This window comes from Arthrobacter alpinus, from assembly GCF_001294625.1.
GTDB lineage: Bacteria > Actinomycetota > Actinomycetes > Actinomycetales > Micrococcaceae > Specibacter > Specibacter alpinus_A.
The window spans coordinates 1,991,181-2,010,171 of sequence record NZ_CP012677.1 but is presented as its reverse complement, the minus strand read 5'-3'; the positions used below and the strand labels follow the sequence as shown (position 1 = coordinate 2,010,171).

Genomic DNA, 18,991 nt, shown 5'->3' with positions numbered 1-18,991 from the left:
GTCCACAACGGCCCCCGGGCGGGGTTCTTGCTCAGGTCTGGGCGCTAGAATCTGATGTCCATGGAGCTACTTGGGTTTTTGGCCGAGGACAGTGTTGTTGCCGCCTTGCGTGCTGCTGGCTGCGTCTACCCGGAGGATGAAGCCGCCATCTTGTGTGAGGCGGCCGGGACCTCGGAGGAACTGGCCCGGATGCTGGCACACCGCGTGGCCGGGTTTCCACTGGAATGCATCGTGGGCTGGGCGGGGTTCCGCGGGCTGCGGATCGCGGTAGCTGCGGGCGTTTTTGTGCCCAGGCGCCGAACCGAGTTCCTGGTGGAGCGGGCCGTGGCCGTCTTGCGCTCCGGGGACCGCGCTCCTGGCAGTTCGCCGCCACGCCTGCCCATTGTCTTGGACCTGTGCTGCGGCAGCGGCGCCGTCGGCGCAGCCCTGGTTCATGAGAGAGGCGCGTTGGAACTGCACGCTGCCGACATTGACCCCGCTGCGGTGGCGTGTGCTGCACGCAACCTCAAAGCACTCAAGGGGCACGCCCATTGTGGTGACTTATTTCTCGCCATCCCTTCAAGACTCAGGGGAAAAGTGGATGTCATCGTGGCAAATGCGCCCTACGTGCCTACAGCTGAAATCGCTTTCATGCCGGCGGAAGCCAGGCTGCATGAACCCGATGCGGCGCTGAACGGCGGAGTCGACGGGCTTGAGATTCAAGGCAGAATTGCCGCACAGGCCCCCGCTTGGTTGCGCCCCGGAGGTTCCTTGCTCATGGAGACCAGCACACGGCAGGCGGCTGCGAGCGCCGGGATCATGGTGGCGCACGGTTTTTCCGTCACCATCGCCCACAGCGAGGACCTGGACGGCACAGTGGTCACGGGGTGTGGACCGTCCCTCGCGGCGACTGTACATAAACCCCGCGAAAGTGGCTAGCCTGTTATTACGGAGTACGACGCGCATCCAAGGGAGTAGCCCATGAGCCTGCACAAGCACCATCCCCAGCATGAGGAAAAGATCACTGATTCAGCCTTCGACGGCGGGGTGGGGTCCATCCCCCGGCACCGTTTGCCGCGGCACACCCAGGACGCGGACGCCGCTTTGCGTTTTGTTCAGGACGAGCTGATGCTGGACGGCAACGCACGCCAAAACCTGGCAACGTTCGTCACCACGTGGATGGAACCGCAGGCGGCAACACTGATCCAGGCGTCGCTGGAAAAGAACATCATCGACAAGGATGAGTACCCGCGGTCGGCAGAGATCGAACGTCGTTGCGTGAACATCCTGGCGAACCTGTGGAACGCTTCGACTCCCGCCGGGGGAGAAGACGCCATCGGGTGTTCCACGACGGGGTCATCCGAGGCCGCTATGTTGGCCGGGATGGCGCTGAAATGGCGGTGGCGAGCACGCCGGGAAGAAGCCGGCGCCAATGCCAGCAAACCCAACCTGGTGATGGGCGCCAACGTGCAGGTCTGTTGGGAAAAATTTGCCCGCTATTGGGATGTTGAGGCCAGGCTCGTCCCGCTCGACGGCGCCACCCACCTGACAGCTGACCAAGCCGCGGCCGCGTGCGATGAGAACACCATCGCTGTTGTGGCGGTGCTCGGCTCAACCTTTGATGGCTCCTATGAACCGGTGGCGGAAATTGCTGCCGCCCTGGACGCACTGCAGGCCAGCACGGGCCTTGACATTCCCCTGCACGTGGATGCGGCCTCGGGCGGATTCATCGCCCCCTTCCTGGACCAGGAGCTCCTGTGGGACTTCCGGCTCGACCGGGTGAAGTCCATCAACGCCTCCGGACACAAGTACGGATTGGTGTACCCCGGGGTTGGTTGGGTGGTGTGGCGCAGCTCGGATGACTTACCCCGGGAGCTGATCTTCAGCGTCGATTACCTGGGCGGTTCCATGCCCACCTTTGCCCTGAACTTCTCCCGACCCGCCTCCCAGGTCATTGCCCAGTACTACACGCTGGTCCGCTACGGCTTCGACGGCTACCAGCGCATCCAGCAACGTGCGCGCGACATTGCCACAACCATTGCCCAGGGTGTTGAAAAGCTGGGCCCCTTCACCCTCCTGAGCCGTGGGGAGGAACTGCCTGTCCTGGCCTTCAAGCTGACGACGCCGGATGGTTGGGACGTGTACGACCTCTCGCACGAGCTGCGCAGCTTCGGCTGGATCGTGCCCGCCTACCCCATGCCCAAGGGCATGGCCGACGTCGACGTGCTACGTGTGGTGGTGCGGAACGGCTTCACTTTTGACCTAGCTGAAATGTTCCTGGCGGATCTGGCCAAGTCGGTGGCCCGGCTGTCCGGGCAGCAGCAGGCCCGGGTGGCCTTCCACCACTAGGAACGTGTTGCACGGCAAGGCCGGGGCACGCCTGGTCTCGGATGGCTTCCTTCAACAAATAAGGCCCGGACCCGTCGCAAACAGCCGCGCCGGGAGGAGGATGGAGGCATGAGCTTCGAGCAGAGCGTGAACGGCGGCATAGGGCCGCCCGGCCATGCGGGGCCGCACCCGTGGCACCGGTTTGTGGCCATGGGCGATTCCTTTACCGAGGGGGTGGGGGACCCGGAACCGCGGCGCCCGGGTGAATTTCGAGGCTGGGCCGATAGGGTGGCCGAGGAATTGAGCCGGGGTCATGGCGACTTCGCCTACGCCAACCTGGCGGTCAGAGGCCAGCTGCTGCGTGAGGTCATCGACAGTCAGCTCGCCACGGCCATCGACCTACGACCCGATCTCGTGTCCATCCAGGCAGGTGGCAACGATCTCATACACACGGGCGCGGACCCGGACAAGCTGGCGGGCGTTATCGAACGCTCCGTGCTGGAACTGCGGGCCATCGGTGCCACGGTGTTGTTGTTTGTGGGCCCGGATTCGGGTAAATCCACCATCATGGGCCAGTTCCGCACCAAGATTGCCATCTTCAATGAAAACTTGCGCAGCATTGCCGCCCGGCAGAACGCGGTCATCGCCGACCTCTGGAGGCTGAGCGAGCTGCATGACCCCCGAATGTGGGGCCCGGACCGGCTCCACCCCTCGGCTGTGGGCTACCAGACGGTGGCCATCATGGTCCTGGACACCTTGAACGTTGAACACACATTGGTCCCCTGGGAGCTTAGACCAGCACCGCCCCAAAGCTGGCGGCAGGCCCGCGCCGGCGACCTCGGCTGGGCGCGCGAGTACTTCATGCCTTGGGTGTTGGGGGGTGTGAAGAATCGCTCCCGCAGTGAAGGCTTCCATGCCAAACGTCCCTTTCCCACCCCTGTGGACGGGAGCCCTTTCGGAAACGCCGTCCCGCCGCTGGCAGAAGGAAGCGCGTCAGCGGGTGTGCATCCGCCGGAATAAGGGTCCAGACTGGGAGCATGGAGAACATTCTTGCCCGCTGGCGCCGTGAACTACGAGGCACCTTCAGCGCCAATTCCGCCACCGTCCCGCAATGGGAACTGGACCTTGAAAAGGGCGACGACGGAGGGTACTTTGCGCCCGACTCGGCAGCGTGGGCCGTGCACGGGTCCATGACGACACTGGTGGCCGGCATCCACGCCCTCCTCCTGCAGGCACTCCACCCGGGAGCCATGGCAGGGGTCCACGACCACTCTGACTATAAGAGCGACCCGCTGGCCCGCCTTGCCGGGACCATCCGCTGGATCTACACCGTCACTTATGGGGACACCTCGGCGGCCCGGGAGACGTCGAATAAGGTGCGCTCCATCCACAACTTCATCACAGGCACATACCAGAGGAACAACGGGGATGAGGTTCCCTACACCGCCAACGATCCGGACCTCCTGCGATGGGTTCACCTTGCCTTCACGGAAGCGTTCCTGGCCTCCCACAAGTCCCTGGGTGCCGCTTTCCCCGGTGGCCCGAACGCGTACGTGGCCGACTGGGCTGTTGCGGGGGAGCTGATGGGCGTGGACAACCCGCCTGTGACGGAGGCGCAGCTGTATGAGCAACTTGACACGTTCACCCCGGAGCTGCGTTACGACCAGCGCGTGGTGGACACCGTGGCATTCCTGCGCAACCCGCCCCTGCCGCGCTCGCAGAAGGGGGGGTACAAGATCCTTTTTGCCGCGGCCGTGGACACGTTGCCAGCCGAATACCGGGCACTGCTCAGGCTGCACACGCCGCGCTGGGGCCCGTTCTCGCTGCCGATACGCCAGGGCGCAAAACTGGTGCTCGCCGTCGTCCATCTCGGGCTGGGAAAGATCGGGCCTAGCGAACGCTCCGCCCGCGCACGCAGAAGCCGGCTCGGGTTGGAGGATTCGCTCAGGAAAGCCGGATAAGCTAGATTTTCGACGTTTCCCACTCAAGGACCGCCCGCCCCATGACACCTCGTCTGTTCTACCGTGCCTTCGCCATCGCCGAAACCGTGACCTGGACGTTGTTGATATCGGCCATGATCCTCAAATATGTGTTCAAGGTGGGGGACTGGCCCGTCACCATCGGCGGCTTCGCTCATGGAATGGTGTTCATTGGCTACGCCATGACCGCCGTCTTGGTGGGCGTGAACCAGCGCTGGCGCACGCGGCAGATTGTGGGCGCCATGGCCACCGCTTTCGTGCCATACCTGACCATTCCCTTCGACAGGCGTCTGGAGAAGCGTGGCATGCTCGACGGCGAATGGCGCACCACCGCCACAGATCACCCGGGGGACCACGGGTTCACCAACGTGGTGATGCGCTGGCTGCTGAACCGTCCCGTACTCTTTGGTGTGGGCTTTGTGGTGCTGCTGGGCGCCATCATGTCCACCATGTTGTTTATTGGCCCTCCCGGTGGCCGGTCCTAGCCTAAAGCCCCAAGCTGGCGGTCACTGACTAAGAAAGCCAGCCAGTTTCGCCAATACCGCAACGGACAAGGCCGCCCCGGAAACGGGCCCCTGCCGCGGGGGAGGGTCCTACCCGGCGGCGCCCAACCCAGGACCGAGCGGGCCTTGTCGTTGGAAAGGTGCTTGACCTTGCCCAGGCGCGGCACCACCTCCCCGGCCAGGTCCTTGTCAAAGAGTGCAGCCAGCCGGACAAGGAGGTCCGGCAACACGCGGGTGGGCACCCGGGACGCCCCGTCGCCCAGCCTTGCATGGAGCACGCGTGAGATCTCCGGCAAGGACATTGCATCCCCGCCGGAAGCCAGGAACCGCTGGCCCCGTGCGGAGGGGTGCGTCATGGCCAGCACGTGTAAGGCGGCAACGTCGCGGACATCCACCACCCCCGAGGAAACCTTGGGCAGGCCCGGCAGCACCCCTGACATGAGCCGCTGCACAATTTGCACCGAAGTGGACAACCTGGGCCCCAGGATCGGGCCAAAGATCCCCACGGGGTTGACCACAGCCAGCCCCATCCCTTCTTGTCCGTCTCCCAGACCTGCCATGAAATCCCAAGCCGCCTTTTCCGCCAGCGTCTTGGACCTCACATAGGGGCTCAGATGCTCCTCCGGGTCGGTCCAGTCTTCCTCGGTGTAAGGGCGTTCTAGGACAGGCCCGCCGTAGCCGATGGCGGCAAAGGAGGAAGTCACCACCACCTGCTTCACGTCTACCTGACGAGCAGCCCGCAGGACCCGCAGCGTCCCGTAGCGTGCCGGGACCAGCAGCTCGTCCTGATCTTTGGGCTGGGTGGGTGGGAAGGGCGAGGCCGTGTGAAGGACGTAACTGGCGCCGTCGACGGCGTCCTGCCAGCCGACGTCGTCCATCAGGTTGGCCTGCGCGAAGCTGAGCCGGCCCTCTGCCGACACCCCGGCATGGGCCAGTAGGGTGATAACTTCCTGAGCCCGGTCCAGGGAGCGCAGCGTGCCGCGCACCCGGTAGCCGCCGGACAACAGTGCGGCGATGCAGTGGGCGCCGAGAAAGCCGGAGCCTCCCGTGACAAGAACTAGTTCATCGCTCATGCTCAACGCCTGCCGTCCCGGTTTTGTGAGCCTACAGACCATCTTCCGCCCAGAATCACCCGGAGACCATGGCTTGTCTTTTCGTGCATCGCCGTTGCGTCGGGCGTGGCGCACTACAGGAGGTAGTCGGCCACGTTTTCGCCGTGGCCCCCTGGGCCGGCTGCTACCAGCTGATTCGCCGATAAACTGCGCGCAGCTGGGCCCCGCGGTGCGGGTTGACGCCGGCAACCCAGGCGATGCGCCCCAGCAGCTGGGCCTGGAATTCGGCGTGGCCCTCCAGGTTTTGCGAGGACGGCCCGTAGGTTGCGCAGTTGTGCAGGATCGCCTTGAGCCGGTCAATGTCGGTGCGGCGCACGTTGGGGTGGGCGTTGACCACCACCCCTGTGACGCTTTGGCGTGCGCTGGCCCCGCGCACCCGGGTTTTGCGGTGGTTGAGGCGGTGGCCCTCGTCCGCCACAATCCGGCCCACCCCGGCAATGAAGGCATCGGCGCCCCTGGCTAGGTCCCTGCCGCCGCTGAAGGCGAGGTCGTCGGCGTAGCGGGTGTATCCGGCGTCGAACCTCCGGGCCCAGCCAGCCAGCCGGGAATCCATCCGCCGCACCGCCAGGTTGGCCAGCATGGGCGAGGTGGGGGCGCCCTGCGGCAGGTGTGGAAGCGCCAGGGCCTGCCGCAGGGCAAAACGGTCGGCAGGATCCCCGCCGGGCGGCATCTGTGAGAGGACCCGGGCCGGAACCCGGTGTGTGCACAGCCCGGTGAGCCTGTGCGCCACCGCCTCCGCATAGCCGGCCTGGCGCATCACGCCAAAGACCCTACCGGCGGTCACCTTGGCAAAGAAGGTGGCGAGGTCAAGGTTGACCACCACCAGCTTTCCGGTATGTGCGCCGGCTCCAGTTACAGCACTGCGGCCGGGCACAAAGCCGTGGGCGGCCGGGTGCGGCGGGATGGGACAGAGCAGCTGCGAAAGAACCACGCGTTGCAGGGCGCGCAGGCGGGGAGCCGGAACCTCCAGGAGCCGGGGCACGCGGCCCGGGCGTGTGTGCCATACGTAGCGGTAGTGCGCCAGGATGGGGGCGGCGTTGCGGTTGAGGTGTTTGGGGTCCGCAAACCACTCCAGCTCGCCCGGGGTGATGCCCAGGAGCCGGGCCAGTTCACTCAGGTTGCCAATGTCGGGGACGTCCAGGGGTGAGTGGCGCGCCACGGCCGGATCCAGGGTGTAATGCTTCAATGGCAGCGGCTTGCCCGTGCGGGAGGCCCGGGCCAGCGCCCGGGTGAAGGGCTTGCTCTGGCGCACCACGGCGGCGAGCTCGCGAGGTGCATCCACGGGTGGACGGGGGTAGCTGGCAACGATGTGCGCGGCAAGCGTGGTGATCCAGCGCCGTGGTGATCCACAGGTGTGGTTGCCGGCGCGCGCTAGTGCCTCGGCGTTCCACTGCTCCGCTGCCAGGAAGGCATCAGCTAGGGCCGTGGACACCGCCTCTGGCGAGGGGTGCGGTGTCCTTGCCAGCACGGCTGATCCCTTGTCAATCATGGGCTGCGACGGCTAACGGATGACTTGGCTGTCTGTGCTGGTGCCCGGCTGCGCGCAGCGCAGTGAGGCACCAGCGGTGCATGGTCCAGGCAATACTGCGTACCCCGGGGTAACCCCGGAGAGGGATGAACACAAAGTGTTTCTCCCGCCTCATCCATTGGCCGTCGCATGCTGCCACCCTAGCCGATGGGTCGCTCTTACAGGCCGAGCAACGTCTCTGTGACGGCATCAAGTGCCCCGGGAACCATCGAGTAGAAAGCCCAGGTGCCACGTTTTTCGCGTGCCAGGAATCCGGCGTCGACCAGGATCTTCAGGTGGTGGGAGACAGTGGGCTGGCCCAGTTCCAAGGGCTCCGTCAGATCGCACACGCACGTTCCGTTGAGGCTGCCGGCCTTCACGATGGAGAGCAGGCGCAGGCGGTTCGGGTCCGCGAGCGCCTTGAAGGTGCGGGCCCTCTGATGTGCCGTCTGCGCGTCGAGCACGGACGTGACGGCGGGCGTGCAGCAGTCCTGCTCCGTGCTGTCCTCAAGGGCGGGTGCGGTGGTCATGTAACCATTATGCCCTTAGATTGACAACTGTCGATATAGCGTTCAATACTTCGTATATCGACATTCATCAATCTCCTTTGAAGAGGCCCAGAAGTCCTGTGAGTACCAGCATTGAATCCCCTCCGAAGGGCACCCGGGCTGCTGCCGCGGGACGGCTTTCCTCCCTGGACCGCTTCCTACCGCTCTGGATCATCGCCGCCATGGCCCTGGGCCTGGCGCTGGGGCGTCTTGTTCCCGGCCTCAACACGGCGTTGGAGGCGGTCAAGCTCGGCTCTATTTCGTTGCCGATCGCCATCGGCCTGCTGGTTATGATGTTCCCGGTGCTGGCCAAGGTCAGGTACGACGAGACGGGCCCGGTGCTGGCGGACAGGAAACTGCTCGTGACCTCCTTGGTCCTGAACTGGCTGCTGGCCCCGGCACTCATGTTTGCCCTGGCCTGGCTCTTTGTTCCGGACTTGCCCGAGTACCGCAGCGGGCTGATCATTGTGGGCCTGGCCCGCTGCATCGCCATGGTGATGATCTGGAATGAGCTGGCCTGCGGTGACAGGGAAGCCGCCACGGTGCTGGTCCTGCTGAACTCGGTGTTCCAGGTCATCGCCTTCGGCGCCATGGGCTGGTTCTACCTCCAGATCCTGCCCGCCTGGCTGGGCCTGCCCGTGGCGAGTGCGGACTTCTCCTTCTGGACCATCACCCTGAGCGTGCTGGTCTTCCTCGGCCTCCCCTTACTAGCGGGCTTCCTGACCCGCACGGTTGCTGAAAAGGCCAAGGGTCGCAGCTGGTACGAGGGCACGTTCCTGCCCAAACTGGGGCCTTGGGCCCTCTACGGCCTGCTGTTCACCATCATGCTGCTCTTTTCCCTGCAGGGTGAGAGCATCACCTCCCGCCCGCAGGACGTGGCACGGATCGCCCTGCCCCTGCTCGTGTACTTTGTCCTGGTGTTCGGCGCCGGAATGGTGATCGGCAAGGTAATGCGGCTGGGCTACGCTAAAACCGTCACCCTGGCTTTCACCGCCGCCGGCAACAACTTTGAGCTGGCCATCGCCGTGGCTATTGGCACCTTCGGGGTGACAAGCGGACAGGCCCTGGCCGGCGTCGTGGGTCCCCTCATTGAGGTGCCCGTGCTGGTGGCGCTGGTCTACGCAGCCCTCTGGTCCAGGAACCGCTACTTTCCCACCCCAGCACAAGGAGCCTGATCCCATGCCTGAAACAACTGGCAAGTTGCCCTCCGTCCTCTTTGTTTGCGTCCACAACGCCGGACGTTCCCAGATGGCGGCCGCCTACCTGTCCGCGCTCGCAGGCGGCGCCATCGAGGTGCGGTCGGCCGGCTCCGCGCCCGCCGATTCGGTCAACCCGGCCGCCGTGGCCGCCATGGCGGAGGAGGGCATCGACATGTCCGAGCAAACCCCCAAGGTCCTGACCACTGCGGCAGTGCAGGGGTCCGACGTCGTCATCACCATGGGCTGCGGGGATACCTGCCCGATCTTCCCCGGCAAGCGGTATGAGGACTGGGACCTTGAAGATCCCGCAGGCCAGGGCGTCGACGCCCTCCGCCCCATCCGAGACGACATCAAATCCCGCGTCCAAGCACTCATCGCCAGCCTCCTACCCTAGAAAGCCCGCACCATGACCCCCCCCAAACTGCCCGTCATCGTCATTGGCGCCGGACCCCTGGGCCTGGCCGCCGCCGCCCATGTGCTGGAAAACGGCCTCACCCCGCTGGTCCTGGAGGCCGGGGAGTCCGTGGGGGCGGCCGTCACCGCCTGGGCCATATCAAGTTGTTCTCACCCTGGCAGTACAACGTGGATCCCGCCTCGGCACGCCTGCTCACCGCCGCCGGGTGGGAATCCCCGCGCGGGACTTCCCTGCCCACAGGCCGCTCACTGGTCCAGGACTACCTGATGCCCTTGGCCGGCACACCCCAGCTGGCACCCACCCTCCGGCTCGGCCACTCCGTGACGGCCGTCAGCCGCCTCGGGATGGATATGACCCGTTCAGCCAACAGGGAACACGCTGCCTTCCTGGTCCGGGTCCGCCACAGCAACGGGGACAGTGAAGACCTTCTGGCGCGGGCCGTCATTGATGCCTCAGGTACCTGGGCCACAACCAACCCGTTGGGGCAGGCGGGGCTGCCAGCCCCGGGGGAGTCCGACGCCGCTGCCGCCATTACCGGCCCCTGCCCGATGTGCTGGGAACGGACCGCGAGCGCCTCGCCGGCAAGCACGTAGTGGTGGTGGGGGCCGGGCACTCCGCTGCCAACACCCTGCTGGCCCTGGGGGACCTTGCTAGGCAACACCCACACACCAGTGTCACCTGGCTGGTGCGCGGCGACTCCATGGCCGGTCTCTATGGGGGCGGGGACCTGGACGGGCTGCCTGCCCGCGGCATGCTCAGCACCAGGCTGCGCAGACTGGTTGAATCGGGCACCGTGGCGCTGCACACCTCCTTCACCATCACCGGATTCACCCCCGGCCCCGTCCTGGGCATCCACGGGCTCACACCTGCCGGGGAGGCGACCATCCAGGCCGACGTCGTCATTCCCGCCACGGGTTTGAGCCACGACATGGGCATGCTCGCTGAACTCCGTCTGGACCTGGACCCGGCAGTGGAAGCACCGCGGGCGCTGGGCCCGCTCATCGACCCCGAATTTCACTCCTGCGGCACAGTCCCTGCCCACGGGGCCGCGGTTCTGGCCCACCCCGAGAAGGACTTCTACGTGGTGGGCATGAAATCCTATGGACGCGCCCCCACCTTCCTCATGGCCACAGGCTATGAGCAGGTGCGCTCCATCGCCGCCGCGCTCGCAGGCAACCACGAAACCGCCGCAAAGCTCGAACTGCAGCTACCGGAGACCGGCGTGTGCTCCGCAGACGTGGGCAGCAGCGGTGAAGTGGCCGCCTGCGGCTGATCCAACAGCCATAATGGTCAGTGGACCGGCACCGCGCCATGATGTGGTGCGGTGAGTGCACACACTAACGAGGAGTACCTTTCATGACCGCACCGGCCCCGCTGGCCCGCCGCCTGGGTACCTTCGACGCCGTCACGATCGGGCTGGGCTCCATGCTGGGGGCCGGCATCTTTGTCGCGTTCACACCGGCTGCGGCGGCTGCGGGTGCCGGGTTGCTCATCGGGCTCGCCCTGGCTGCGGTGGTGGCTTTTTGCAACGCCACGTCCTCGGCACAGCTTGCCGCCGCCTATCCCTCCTCCGGCGGCACCTACTTGTACGGCCGGGAGCGCCTGGGCCCGTGGGCTGGGTATGTGGCCGGGTGGGGATTCGTGGTGGGCAAGACCGCCAGTGCGGCGGCCATGGCCATGACCTTTGCCGCCTACGCCGTTCCCGCCGGGTGGCAGCGGCCCGTGGCAATGGCAGCGGTCATCTTTTTGGTCGCCGTCAACTATCACGGGGTTACCAAGACGGCGGCCCTGACCCGAACCCTGGTCACCGTGGTCCTGCTGGTGCTGGCCGTGGCTGTGGCGGCCAGCTGGGGTGGCCGCGGTGCGGGGTTGGGCGCCGTGACCGGGAGCGGGCTCTTGGCTCACGGCTGGTACGGGATCCTGCAATCGGCGGGCCTGCTGTTCTTTGCCTTTGCCGGATATGCCCGGATTGCCACGATGGGCGAGGAGGTCCGGGATCCGCGGCGGACCATACCCCGGGCCATTGTGGTGGCGCTGTCCTTGATTGTGGTCATCTACGCCGTGGTGGCGGTGACACTGCTGGCCGTTCTGGGGGCCGACGGCGTTGCGGCGTCAGCTACGCCGCTGGCCGACGCCGTGGCGTCCGGGCCGTGGCTGTGGGCCGTTCCTGTGGTCCAAGTGGGGGCGGCGATTGCCGCCTTGGGGGCGTTGCTGGGCTTGATAGCGGGGCTTGGCCGGACCAGCCTGGCCATGGCCCGTGAACGCGACCTGCCGTCGTATTTGGCGGCGGTTCACCCGCGGTACCGTGTCCCGCACCGGGCCGAGGTTGCCGTGGCCGTGGTCATTTGCGCCGTGATTGCCGTGGCGGACCTGCGGGGCATGATTGGCTTCTCCTCCTTTGGTGTGCTGGTCTACTACCTGGTGGCTAACCTGTCAGCCCTGACCCAGCCGCCCGCTGACCGCCGGTACCCCAGGGCCCTGCAGCTGCTGGGGGTGCTGGGCTGTGCCGTGCTGGTGGCCACGCTGCCCGGCGAGTCGATAGCTTGGGGGGCCGCGGTCTTTGCCGTGGGCATCGTGGTCCGCCTGGCACGTCTGGGCCGCGATGCCCGGTCCGGCGTGGCGGGCTAGTCGAAGTAGACGGTCACGTTGGATCCCTTCAGGGCGTTGCTGTTCGGCGTAGGGTCCTGGGCGACGACCCTCTGGGTAGGGGCCTCGTTCGGGCCCGTGCCCACGGCCGTGGCCGCGGAGGCGACGGTCCCTGCGGGTCGCTGGTTCGCTTCCTTGAGTTCTTTTCGCCTGGATTCGCTGGACGTGTGGGAGGGCGTGGCCGCCGCGAGCTTAAAGACCGTTGTGCCCAGTTTGGTGTTGGCCTCCTCCCAGGTGCACCCGACCAGATCCGGGACCAATGCTGTTCCCGCAGCGGCCTTCAAGACGTCCTGTCGGGCTGCGTCGGCGGACTTGGCGGAGAAGTAGAAGGCAATGGCTACACCGACGGACGCCGTGATCCCGCCGACCAGGGCGCTTCGAAGAGTGCTGTCCCGTAGTCCAAAAGAGAGCACCGTCAAAAGAAGCAGACCCACCACCAAAATCGCGGCCACCCAGCTGCGGATCATGCTGTCGCTGGAAGCATGCGCAGCCTTGGTGGCACCCAGCCGGGCCCAGAGCACAAAGATCGAGACAATCAGCACCACGACGGCGACGATCACCAGAGCCCACAGGAGCGTTGGCCCCGACAGGGCATCGGGGACCACCGCCGCTGGCGTGGTGGGGGGATCGGCGGCTGGCGATGGGGCAAAGATCCGGACCTCGGGCAAAGGAAGGCTGATCATGGTTATGTCAACTACCTGCATCGTTGCCCCCTGGGGGTGGCAATCCGTTGTGAAGCGGGACGTCACTGGTTGCTTTAGGTTCGCCGAAGGTGGTTTCGGCCACACAGCGAATTTTATACCTTTTAGCCCCAGATGTATTGGCTTTTGTCTGTAGCGCAGGTTCCCGTGATGGGGCCGGCGGGGCCTTAGCTTCCGGAAGCCCTGCGGGTTGCCAGCCGGGAAAGGTCCAAGCGGTTGGCGGTCGCAGCCTTTCGCAGCAGGTTCGAGATGTGCGAGCTGACTGTTTTCTCACTGATCACCAGTTCCTGAGCAATTTCCCCATACGTCAGCCCGGGCAACTGTTTATGGGCTTCCTGTGCTGCTGCGGCACCCGGATCAGTGGTGTCGATCCGGGCCTGGGCGGCGAGATCGAGGAATTGCTCCTGCAGGGGTGTGGCTTGAAGGTCACGGGCAAGATTAAGCCCGCGACGCAGCAACGACGCGGCCGGCGTGCCTTGGCTGTGCCCATGGAGGAGGAAAGACTCCGCGCCTCGCCAGCAGGCGTAGGTCTCCTCCCAAAGGAAGGAGACCGTTTGGAGGGCGGTGGCCGCTGCCATCCACTGCCGGGCATTGTTGCCCTCGTCCCGTGCGCGGCCAAGTTCGGCAGCGTACAAGAGGTTGAAGACAGCCACCAGATTTTGGTAGAGCGCTGAATTGTAGCCGCTATCCGAAATGACCTGCGGGAACCGGTTGAGCAGATCTTCGAGCAAGTCATGGAGTTCGGCCGGGGGATTCCCCGTGTCGACCACCCGTCGGATGCGGTCCGCCAGGGAGCGGGCCGCCCAGAGGGAGCAACCACTCGCACATGGTCGGGGGCGCTCCTTCCGTGCACGCACCGTTCATGGCCGCCGCATAGGCGGCTTCCGGATTCCCCGCGGCAAGGTGGTCCTCGGCGCGGACGGCGTCAAAGCTGGGGTTCAAAAATGCCTCAGCAACGGCAAACATCTCCTCGGCGCACCCCAGGTGGGCTTCTGCCTCGGCCTGCCGGCCCTGCCAGGCGGCGAGCCGGGCCGCCACAAGGCGGGTGTCGACGTCGGCCATGACCCCGGGGTTCGTGCCAAGGGCACTGCGAAGAGCGTGTGCGCACTCCCGCCACCGGCCGGTGGCCAAAAAACTGCCGGCCTCATTAGCTGGGAGCTTGGCAATGTAGGTATGCGGGGCGCCAAGGTCCACCAGATGCTGCCTGCCCGCACGCATGAGGTCGGCATAGGCAAGAGTCGTCCAAGGATCTGTGGCGTTGGCCAGCCATATCGTGGCGTGGACGAAGGCCCAGCGAGCCCCGGCCCGGCGGCGGCAGCGGGAACCTCCTGCCAGAGGCCGGCCCCGTGACAGAGTCCGGTATGGGCGAGTTCGGTAAGCGCGAGGGCACGCTGCCAGCTGTCCGGCGCAACGGCGGCCAGCACGACAGCCTGACTGGCGTCTTTGACATTGAGAAAGGCTTTGCCGGTAGAAAATCGCAGGTGCATACGCCGCACCAACAGTTCGGCTTCGTCCAAAGGCCGGGAACCGCCGTCGAGCCCGGCTAGAAGCGCCTCCACGGCCTCAAGTTCATCCTCCAACGAACCGGTCTCCTCAGCGGCGGCCCTCCGCCGGGACCACAGCGCCCCAAGGCTCGCTTGGGCGCCGGGTACGCTGCTGCGCAGTGTGAGTGCACGTCGCAGCAGTCGGATCATTTCCGCACACCCACCCACCTTCCCGGATGCGGTGGAGGCACGCAACGACCAATGGAACGCCTCCGCGGCATGGCCGGCCGCGTGGTGGTGGTCGGCAAGGGCCGCCAGCTGCTGGAAGTCAGGTTCCGGCGCTACCGCCAACTGCTCCTGATAGTGCCGGGCAAAAGCGCCGTGCCTGCGCCTGCGCTCGTCACCGTCCTGAACCTGCAGCAGGGCCTCGGCAATCATTGGATGGTGGAACCACCACTGTTTCGTGTCGGGCCCACAGTCCACGATGTTGGCCGCTGCGCATTCGTGCAACAGCACCAAGGCTTCCTGGGACGGATGCGCCCCAGTTTGCACAGCAGGGAGCAGGGCCTCCAGCTCCTGTGCGCTGATGGGGCCGACGCCGACGGCCATATGAGCTGGGTGAGCAGCTGTGCTCCGGGGGACAAGGCAAGCCACGACCGCAGGACGGCTGACTTGAGGTCAGCCGGTAGATGAGTTGGCAGGGTCCGGGCATCTGCGCTGATCCCTTCGGCCACCAAGCGGTTGAGGTGGGCGTTCCCGTCGGTATGGGTGTAGACGTCTTGAACCAAGCTTTGGTGTGGCGGGGCACCTAATATGCCCAACAGCTGGGTCCCGATGTTGATCCTGTCCAGGGGCCCAGTTCCATCCAGTCGCCTGTCAGGTGGGCCAGCGATGAGGTACATCAGCACGTCCAAGGTGCTCAGGTCCGCCCACTGTAGATCGTCGATGACAAGCACCACAGGACGGATTGAGCACAATTCATCAAGCCAGAGGTCAATGATGACAGGGACGTCGGGGTGTGCATGGCCGGAGATGATACTCGCGGGGTGTGCACGCCGTCGATTCCTGGCGCATTGCGGAAGGCGGCCCGTAGCGAAAGGAAAGGAACAGTCATCGACGCGAGGGGCAGGGCGGCGCCAGAGATGACAAGAGAGTCAGCAGATCCCGCGGCCGCTGCCTACAGAAGAGACCTGAGGGCAGTCAGTTCCCTTGACCGCCCAACGAGCTCTTGCTCTGCGGTGTCCGGGAATCTGCGGATGGAATCGGTATTTCTCAGGGCTGCCTGCGGATGCCGGGCGGAGGGTCCAAGTAGCACAGTGAAGATATCAGAACAACACATCAAGGAGAGCAGAATCATGAACGTTTCACATCATGGGCGCCGCTGGGTCGGCGCGGCCAGTGCGGCCCTGTTGCTGGCCGTCGCTGTCCCGACCCCTGCCATGGCATGACTGGACGTGGGCGGCGAGCCGCTCCAAAACACCCAAGAAGCCGTCTGGCCGCAATGTCCGCTGCGGCGGATTGAGCGGCAGCTGGTTCGGTGCGACAGCCTCACCGGCGCCGGGGTGGTTGCCCCGCTCTGGGTACCGGAACTTTAGTAGTTACCCTGCGCGAGTCTTTGCAGACGGCGGGCCGAGGCCGTTGTGTCCCCTAGTTGGCTCAGGCCGCATTGTGACGCACGCCTTCTGGGTCTGGGCCACCCCCGCTAGGATGAAATACGCCAGCACCAGCCCCGACGCAACCTAGCCCCGAACCCCGCCGCAAGAAAGCCAGAGCCATGACCCCGTCGCGCATGAACGTAGAGTCCTTCAACCTTGACCACCGCCTGGTCGCGGCACCGTATGTGCGCGTCGCCGACCGCAAGACGCTCCCGCATGGTGATGTCATCACCAAATATGACGTGAGATTCACGCAACCGAACACAGGGCACCTTCAGATGAGGGCGGTCCATTCCCTTGAGCATCTTTTCGCAGAATATTCGCGAAACCACTCGGCTGCGGTCATCGATTTTTCGCCGATGGGATGCCAGACAGGTTTTTACCTCATCCTTGAAGGCCAACCGGACTTCGCCGAGGTCCTGCAGCTCATTGAGGTTTCCCTGAAGGATATCCTGAGCGCTACGCAGGTCCCGGCAGCCAACGAGGTGCAATGCGGTTGGGGTCAAAACCATAGTCTTGAGGCCGCCCAGGACGCCGCCCGCGGATTCCTTGCACAGCGGGCCGTTTGGGAGCAGATCTTCGCGTGAGCGCCATCGAGATCGTCGTGATTACTGCCATGGCCGAAGAGATGACCCCGTTTCTGGACAGGGCATCCCTGGTGGGTGATCCGGAAGGCGTCGGGAATGCCACCCACCGCACCGCTGTCATCAACGGTTTCTCCGTACTGCTGGTCCAGGGCGGGATTGGACTGGTCAATGCCGCCGGCGCAGCCACGTCGTCGATTCTGGTGGCAAAAAGTGACCGGGAGCGCACCCTCCCGCCCCTGGTGATCAGCGCCGGCACAGCGGGGGGACTGGGGGCCGGGGTAAGGGTCGGTGACGTGGTGATTGGCACCGAACACATCAATATCGACGCTGACGCCCGTGCCTTCGGCTACGTCCTTGGACAGGTTCCGGGCATGCCCGCATGCTACCCGGTGGCACCGTCACTGGTGCAAGCGAGCGCGGTGGCACCGCCTGCCCATCGCCTAGGCCAAACCGTGCACCAGGGCCTGATCGTCTCCAGCTACTCATTCGTTGGCAGGGACCGGGCCGAGCGCATTACTAGCCAGTTTGCCCACGTCTTGGCAACAGACATGGAATCTTCAGCAATCGCACAGACATGCTATGTGCACAACGCCGCGTTTCTCGCTGTTCGCGGCGTATCCGATCTCTGCGGCCCGGCCTCGGATGAGGACTTCCTCACCCATGTCGACGACGCCGCCGAGCGCTCCGCTGAGATTGCAACAGTATTGTTCAAGCCCTTGATCGCTTCCCTGCGAAGTGCTGCCAACGCGTTCTAAACGCTAGGAAATCTTGCGCCGGTACGCTGTCATGGCAAGGGCATAGGCCAGCGCCAAGATGCCCAGGCACCAGGCAAGTGCAATCCAGATTTCGCTGCCAACAGGCTGTTGGGTCAGCAGGTTCCGGATCGTGTCCACGATGGAGGTGACCGGCTGGTTCTGTGCGAACGCACGGACCGGCCCCGGCATGGTGTCCGTGGGCACGAACGCCGAACTGATGAACGGCAGGAAGATCAGCGGGTAGGAGAACGCGCTTGCGCCGTCGACCGTCTTCGCAGACAACCCCGCAATCACGGCCAGCCATGTCAGGGCAAGCGTGAACAGGGCAAGGATGCCGGCCACGGCGAGCCAGGGCATCACCCCGGCGCCCGTCCGGAAACCCATGAGCAGGGCTACGAGCACGACGACGGTCAACGAGACCAGGTTGGCGAACAGCGAGGTCAGCACGTGCGCCCAGAGGACTGAGGACCGGGCGATTGGCATGGACTGGAACCGTTCGAAGATGCCGCTCTTGAGATCCAGGAAGAGCCGGTAGGCGGTGTAGGAGATGCCGGAGGCGATTGTGATGAGCAAAATGCCCGGCAGTAGATAGCTCACATAGTAGTCGGTGCCCGTGTTGATGGCGCCGCCGAACACATAGACAAACAGCAGCAAGAACGCGATTGGCATGACAGTTGTGGTGATGATGGTGTCCGGGCTGCGCAGGATATGGCGCAGTGAGCGGCCCGTAAGGACGGTGGTGTCGCCAAAGAAGTGCGTGGTCATGGCCCTTCCTTACTCGTTTGTGGCGTCACGCAGCCCCGCTGCGTCGTTGTCTAGTCCGTTGTCACCGACGATGGCGAAGAAGACGTCCTCGAGGGTGGGCTGCTTTTGAACGTATTCCACCTTGGCCGGCGCCAGCAGTTCCTTGAGCTCGGGCAGGGTGCCGTTGACGATGATCCGGCCTTCATGAAGGATGCCGATCCTGTCGGCGAGTTGTTCGGCCTCGTCCAGATGTTGGGTGGTCAGCAGCACGGTTGTGCCATGCGCGGCGAGGTCTTTCACGGCCGCCCACAGCTCGTTGCGTGCTTGGGGATCCAGCCCGGTGGTGGGCTCGTCAAGGAAGATGACCTCCGGGCACCCGATCAGGCTCATCGCAATGTCCAGGCGGCGGCGCATGCCACCGGAGTATTCGGCCACTTTCCGGGTGGCCGTGTCGCTGAGCGAGAAGCGTTCCAGCAGTCCGTCGGCGATCGATCCCGGGCTTTTCTGGTGCCGCAGCCGGGCCACGAGCACCAGGTTTTCGCGGCCGTTGAGAATTTCGTCGACGGCGGCGAACTGTCCGGTGAGGCTGATGCACGCGCGTACCGCCGCCGCCTCGGTGGTGACATCAAAGCCGTTGACGGCGGCAGCGCCGGCGTCGGACCTCAAGAGCGTGGCCAGGATGTTCACCACGGTGGTTTTGCCGGCTCCGTTGGAGCCCAGTAGGGCAAAAATACTGCCCTTTGCGACGTCAAAGCTGACTCCGCGCAGCACGTGAAGCTGCTTGTATGACTTGGCCAGGTCCTGCACGTGGATGGCAGGCTCCTGGACTTGCTGGGGTGTCATGTGCTT

The 18,991-nt window shown here is 65.1% G+C and carries 20 protein-coding genes and 1 pseudogene; 13 read left to right on the top strand and 8 right to left on the bottom strand.

The genetic code is table 11. The annotated features are described in order from the left end of the window. Positions 1-60: 60 nt before the first annotated feature. The 5 genes from AOC05_RS08995 (at position 61) to AOC05_RS08975 (ending at position 4,771) form a co-directional block, all read left to right on the top strand. Complete coding sequence (locus AOC05_RS08995; protein ID WP_062009561.1) at positions 61-918, top strand: putative protein N(5)-glutamine methyltransferase; 858 nt, start codon at positions 61-63, stop codon at positions 916-918. Positions 919-960: 42 nt separating this feature from the next. Continuing rightward, a complete protein-coding gene (locus AOC05_RS08990; protein ID WP_062006939.1) occupies positions 961-2,328 on the top strand; it encodes a glutamate decarboxylase in 1,368 nt (455 codons plus the stop codon). A 108-nt stretch (positions 2,329-2,436) separates the two neighbouring features. Further along, a complete protein-coding gene (locus tag AOC05_RS08985; protein WP_062006938.1) occupies positions 2,437-3,327 on the top strand; it encodes an SGNH/GDSL hydrolase family protein in 891 nt (296 codons plus the stop codon). 17 nt (positions 3,328-3,344) lie between these two features. Next, complete coding sequence (locus AOC05_RS08980; RefSeq protein WP_062006937.1) at positions 3,345-4,268, top strand: oxygenase MpaB family protein; 924 nt, start codon at positions 3,345-3,347, stop codon at positions 4,266-4,268. Between the two features lie 41 nt (positions 4,269-4,309). Next, positions 4,310-4,771 carry a DUF3817 domain-containing protein gene (locus AOC05_RS08975; RefSeq protein WP_062006936.1) on the top strand — a complete coding sequence of 154 codons (462 nt, stop codon included), beginning with the start codon at positions 4,310-4,312 and terminating at the stop codon, positions 4,769-4,771. Here the strand turns inward: AOC05_RS08975 and AOC05_RS08970 are convergent. The 3 genes from AOC05_RS08970 to AOC05_RS08960 form a co-directional block, all read right to left on the bottom strand. Continuing rightward, positions 4,768-5,862 (bottom strand): SDR family oxidoreductase, encoded by a 1,095-nt coding sequence (locus AOC05_RS08970; protein WP_157374951.1) that lies wholly within the window; start codon positions 5,860-5,862, stop codon positions 4,768-4,770. The genes AOC05_RS08975 and AOC05_RS08970 overlap by 4 nt on opposite strands. Before the next feature lie 163 nt (positions 5,863-6,025). Further along, entirely contained in the window at positions 6,026-7,390 is a 1,365-nt protein-coding gene (locus AOC05_RS08965; protein ID WP_082357877.1) for a reverse transcriptase family protein, read from the bottom strand. Between the two features lie 197 nt (positions 7,391-7,587). Beyond that, complete coding sequence (locus AOC05_RS08960) at positions 7,588-7,938, bottom strand: ArsR/SmtB family transcription factor (RefSeq protein WP_062006934.1); 351 nt, start codon at positions 7,936-7,938, stop codon at positions 7,588-7,590. A gap of 200 nt (positions 7,939-8,138) precedes the next feature. Between AOC05_RS08960 and arsB the strand changes: the two genes are divergently transcribed. From arsB to AOC05_RS08935, 4 genes and pseudogenes are all read left to right on the top strand, one after another. Further along, positions 8,139-9,131, top strand: a complete 993-nt coding sequence (arsB, locus tag AOC05_RS08955) for an ACR3 family arsenite efflux transporter (protein WP_230085679.1) — start codon at positions 8,139-8,141, stop codon at positions 9,129-9,131. A 4-nt stretch (positions 9,132-9,135) separates the two neighbouring features. Continuing rightward, positions 9,136-9,549, top strand: a complete 414-nt coding sequence (locus AOC05_RS08950) for an arsenate reductase ArsC (RefSeq protein WP_062006932.1) — start codon at positions 9,136-9,138, stop codon at positions 9,547-9,549. Between the two features lie 12 nt (positions 9,550-9,561). Then, positions 9,562-10,843 (top strand): annotated as a pseudogene (locus AOC05_RS18905) (FAD-dependent oxidoreductase). An 83-nt stretch (positions 10,844-10,926) separates the two neighbouring features. Then, positions 10,927-12,198: an APC family permease gene (locus tag AOC05_RS08935; RefSeq protein ID WP_062006929.1), complete on the top strand. Its 1,272-nt coding sequence runs from the start codon at positions 10,927-10,929 to the stop codon at positions 12,196-12,198. Here AOC05_RS08935 and AOC05_RS08930 read toward each other — a convergent pair. The 3 genes from AOC05_RS08930 to AOC05_RS08920 all read right to left on the bottom strand — a co-directional run bounded on the left by AOC05_RS08930 (position 12,195) and on the right by AOC05_RS08920 (position 14,135). After that, complete coding sequence (locus AOC05_RS08930; protein ID WP_157374950.1) at positions 12,195-12,899, bottom strand: PASTA domain-containing protein; 705 nt, start codon at positions 12,897-12,899, stop codon at positions 12,195-12,197. The genes AOC05_RS08935 and AOC05_RS08930 overlap by 4 nt on opposite strands. A 185-nt stretch (positions 12,900-13,084) precedes the next feature. Next, positions 13,085-13,687, bottom strand: coding sequence for a helix-turn-helix transcriptional regulator (locus tag AOC05_RS08925; RefSeq protein WP_062006927.1), 603 nt, complete (start codon positions 13,685-13,687; stop codon positions 13,085-13,087). Further along, entirely contained in the window at positions 13,650-14,135 is a 486-nt protein-coding gene (locus AOC05_RS08920; protein ID WP_062006926.1) for a hypothetical protein, read from the bottom strand. Before AOC05_RS08920 ends, AOC05_RS08925 begins: the two co-directional genes overlap by 38 nt. A gap of 128 nt (positions 14,136-14,263) precedes the next feature. Here AOC05_RS08920 and AOC05_RS08915 point away from each other — a divergent pair, with 128 nt between their 5' ends. The 4 genes from AOC05_RS08915 to mtnN all read left to right on the top strand — a co-directional run bounded on the left by AOC05_RS08915 (position 14,264) and on the right by mtnN (position 17,398). After that, entirely contained in the window at positions 14,264-14,464 is a 201-nt protein-coding gene (locus AOC05_RS08915) for a hypothetical protein (protein ID WP_157374949.1), read from the top strand. 198 nt (positions 14,465-14,662) lie between these two features. Beyond that, positions 14,663-15,094 carry a hypothetical protein gene (locus AOC05_RS08910; protein ID WP_157374948.1) on the top strand — a complete coding sequence of 144 codons (432 nt, stop codon included), beginning with the start codon at positions 14,663-14,665 and terminating at the stop codon, positions 15,092-15,094. 1,081 nt (positions 15,095-16,175) lie between these two features. Further along, positions 16,176-16,643: an S-ribosylhomocysteine lyase gene (locus tag AOC05_RS08905; RefSeq protein ID WP_062006923.1), complete on the top strand. Its 468-nt coding sequence runs from the start codon at positions 16,176-16,178 to the stop codon at positions 16,641-16,643. Continuing rightward, complete coding sequence (gene mtnN / locus AOC05_RS08900; protein WP_062006922.1) at positions 16,640-17,398, top strand: 5'-methylthioadenosine/S-adenosylhomocysteine nucleosidase; 759 nt, start codon at positions 16,640-16,642, stop codon at positions 17,396-17,398. The genes AOC05_RS08905 and mtnN overlap by 4 nt, the downstream gene beginning before the upstream one ends. Positions 17,399-17,401: 3 nt before the next feature. On the opposite strand, the gene AOC05_RS08895 is transcribed toward mtnN, so the two are convergent. Then, positions 17,402-18,163, bottom strand: a complete 762-nt coding sequence (locus tag AOC05_RS08895; protein WP_062006921.1) for an ABC transporter permease — start codon at positions 18,161-18,163, stop codon at positions 17,402-17,404. Positions 18,164-18,172: 9 nt separating this feature from the next. After that, on the bottom strand, positions 18,173-18,985 hold the full coding sequence (locus AOC05_RS08890; RefSeq protein ID WP_062006920.1) for an ABC transporter ATP-binding protein: 813 nt from the start codon (positions 18,983-18,985) through the stop codon (positions 18,173-18,175). Positions 18,986-18,991 lie beyond the last annotated feature (6 nt).

Excerpts from the sequence above, each read along its gene's own strand:
- AOC05_RS08995 (WP_062009561.1), top strand. The coding sequence starts at position 61 with ATGGAGCTACTTGGGTTTTTGGCCGAGGACAGTGTTGTTGCCGCCTTG.
- AOC05_RS08990 (WP_062006939.1), top strand. The coding sequence starts at position 961 with ATGAGCCTGCACAAGCACCATCCCCAGCATGAGGAAAAGATCACTGAT.
- AOC05_RS08985 (WP_062006938.1), top strand. The coding sequence starts at position 2,437 with ATGAGCTTCGAGCAGAGCGTGAACGGCGGCATAGGGCCGCCCGGCCAT.
- AOC05_RS08980 (WP_062006937.1), top strand. The coding sequence starts at position 3,345 with ATGGAGAACATTCTTGCCCGCTGGCGCCGTGAACTACGAGGCACCTTC.
- AOC05_RS08975 (WP_062006936.1), top strand. The coding sequence starts at position 4,310 with ATGACACCTCGTCTGTTCTACCGTGCCTTCGCCATCGCCGAAACCGTG.
- AOC05_RS08970 (WP_157374951.1), bottom strand. The coding sequence starts at position 5,862 with ATGAGCGATGAACTAGTTCTTGTCACGGGAGGCTCCGGCTTTCTCGGC.
- AOC05_RS08965 (WP_082357877.1), bottom strand. The coding sequence starts at position 7,390 with ATGATTGACAAGGGATCAGCCGTGCTGGCAAGGACACCGCACCCCTCG.
- AOC05_RS08960 (WP_062006934.1), bottom strand. The coding sequence starts at position 7,938 with ATGACCACCGCACCCGCCCTTGAGGACAGCACGGAGCAGGACTGCTGC.
- arsB (WP_230085679.1), top strand. The coding sequence starts at position 8,139 with ATGGCCCTGGGCCTGGCGCTGGGGCGTCTTGTTCCCGGCCTCAACACG.
- AOC05_RS08950 (WP_062006932.1), top strand. The coding sequence starts at position 9,136 with ATGCCTGAAACAACTGGCAAGTTGCCCTCCGTCCTCTTTGTTTGCGTC.
- AOC05_RS08935 (WP_062006929.1), top strand. The coding sequence starts at position 10,927 with ATGACCGCACCGGCCCCGCTGGCCCGCCGCCTGGGTACCTTCGACGCC.
- AOC05_RS08930 (WP_157374950.1), bottom strand. The coding sequence starts at position 12,899 with ATGATCAGCCTTCCTTTGCCCGAGGTCCGGATCTTTGCCCCATCGCCA.
- AOC05_RS08920 (WP_062006926.1), bottom strand. The coding sequence starts at position 14,135 with ATGCGTGCGGGCAGGCAGCATCTGGTGGACCTTGGCGCCCCGCATACC.
- AOC05_RS08910 (WP_157374948.1), top strand. The coding sequence starts at position 14,663 with ATGGAACGCCTCCGCGGCATGGCCGGCCGCGTGGTGGTGGTCGGCAAG.
- AOC05_RS08905 (WP_062006923.1), top strand. The coding sequence starts at position 16,176 with ATGACCCCGTCGCGCATGAACGTAGAGTCCTTCAACCTTGACCACCGC.
- AOC05_RS08895 (WP_062006921.1), bottom strand. The coding sequence starts at position 18,163 with ATGACCACGCACTTCTTTGGCGACACCACCGTCCTTACGGGCCGCTCA.
- AOC05_RS08890 (WP_062006920.1), bottom strand. The coding sequence starts at position 18,985 with ATGACACCCCAGCAAGTCCAGGAGCCTGCCATCCACGTGCAGGACCTG.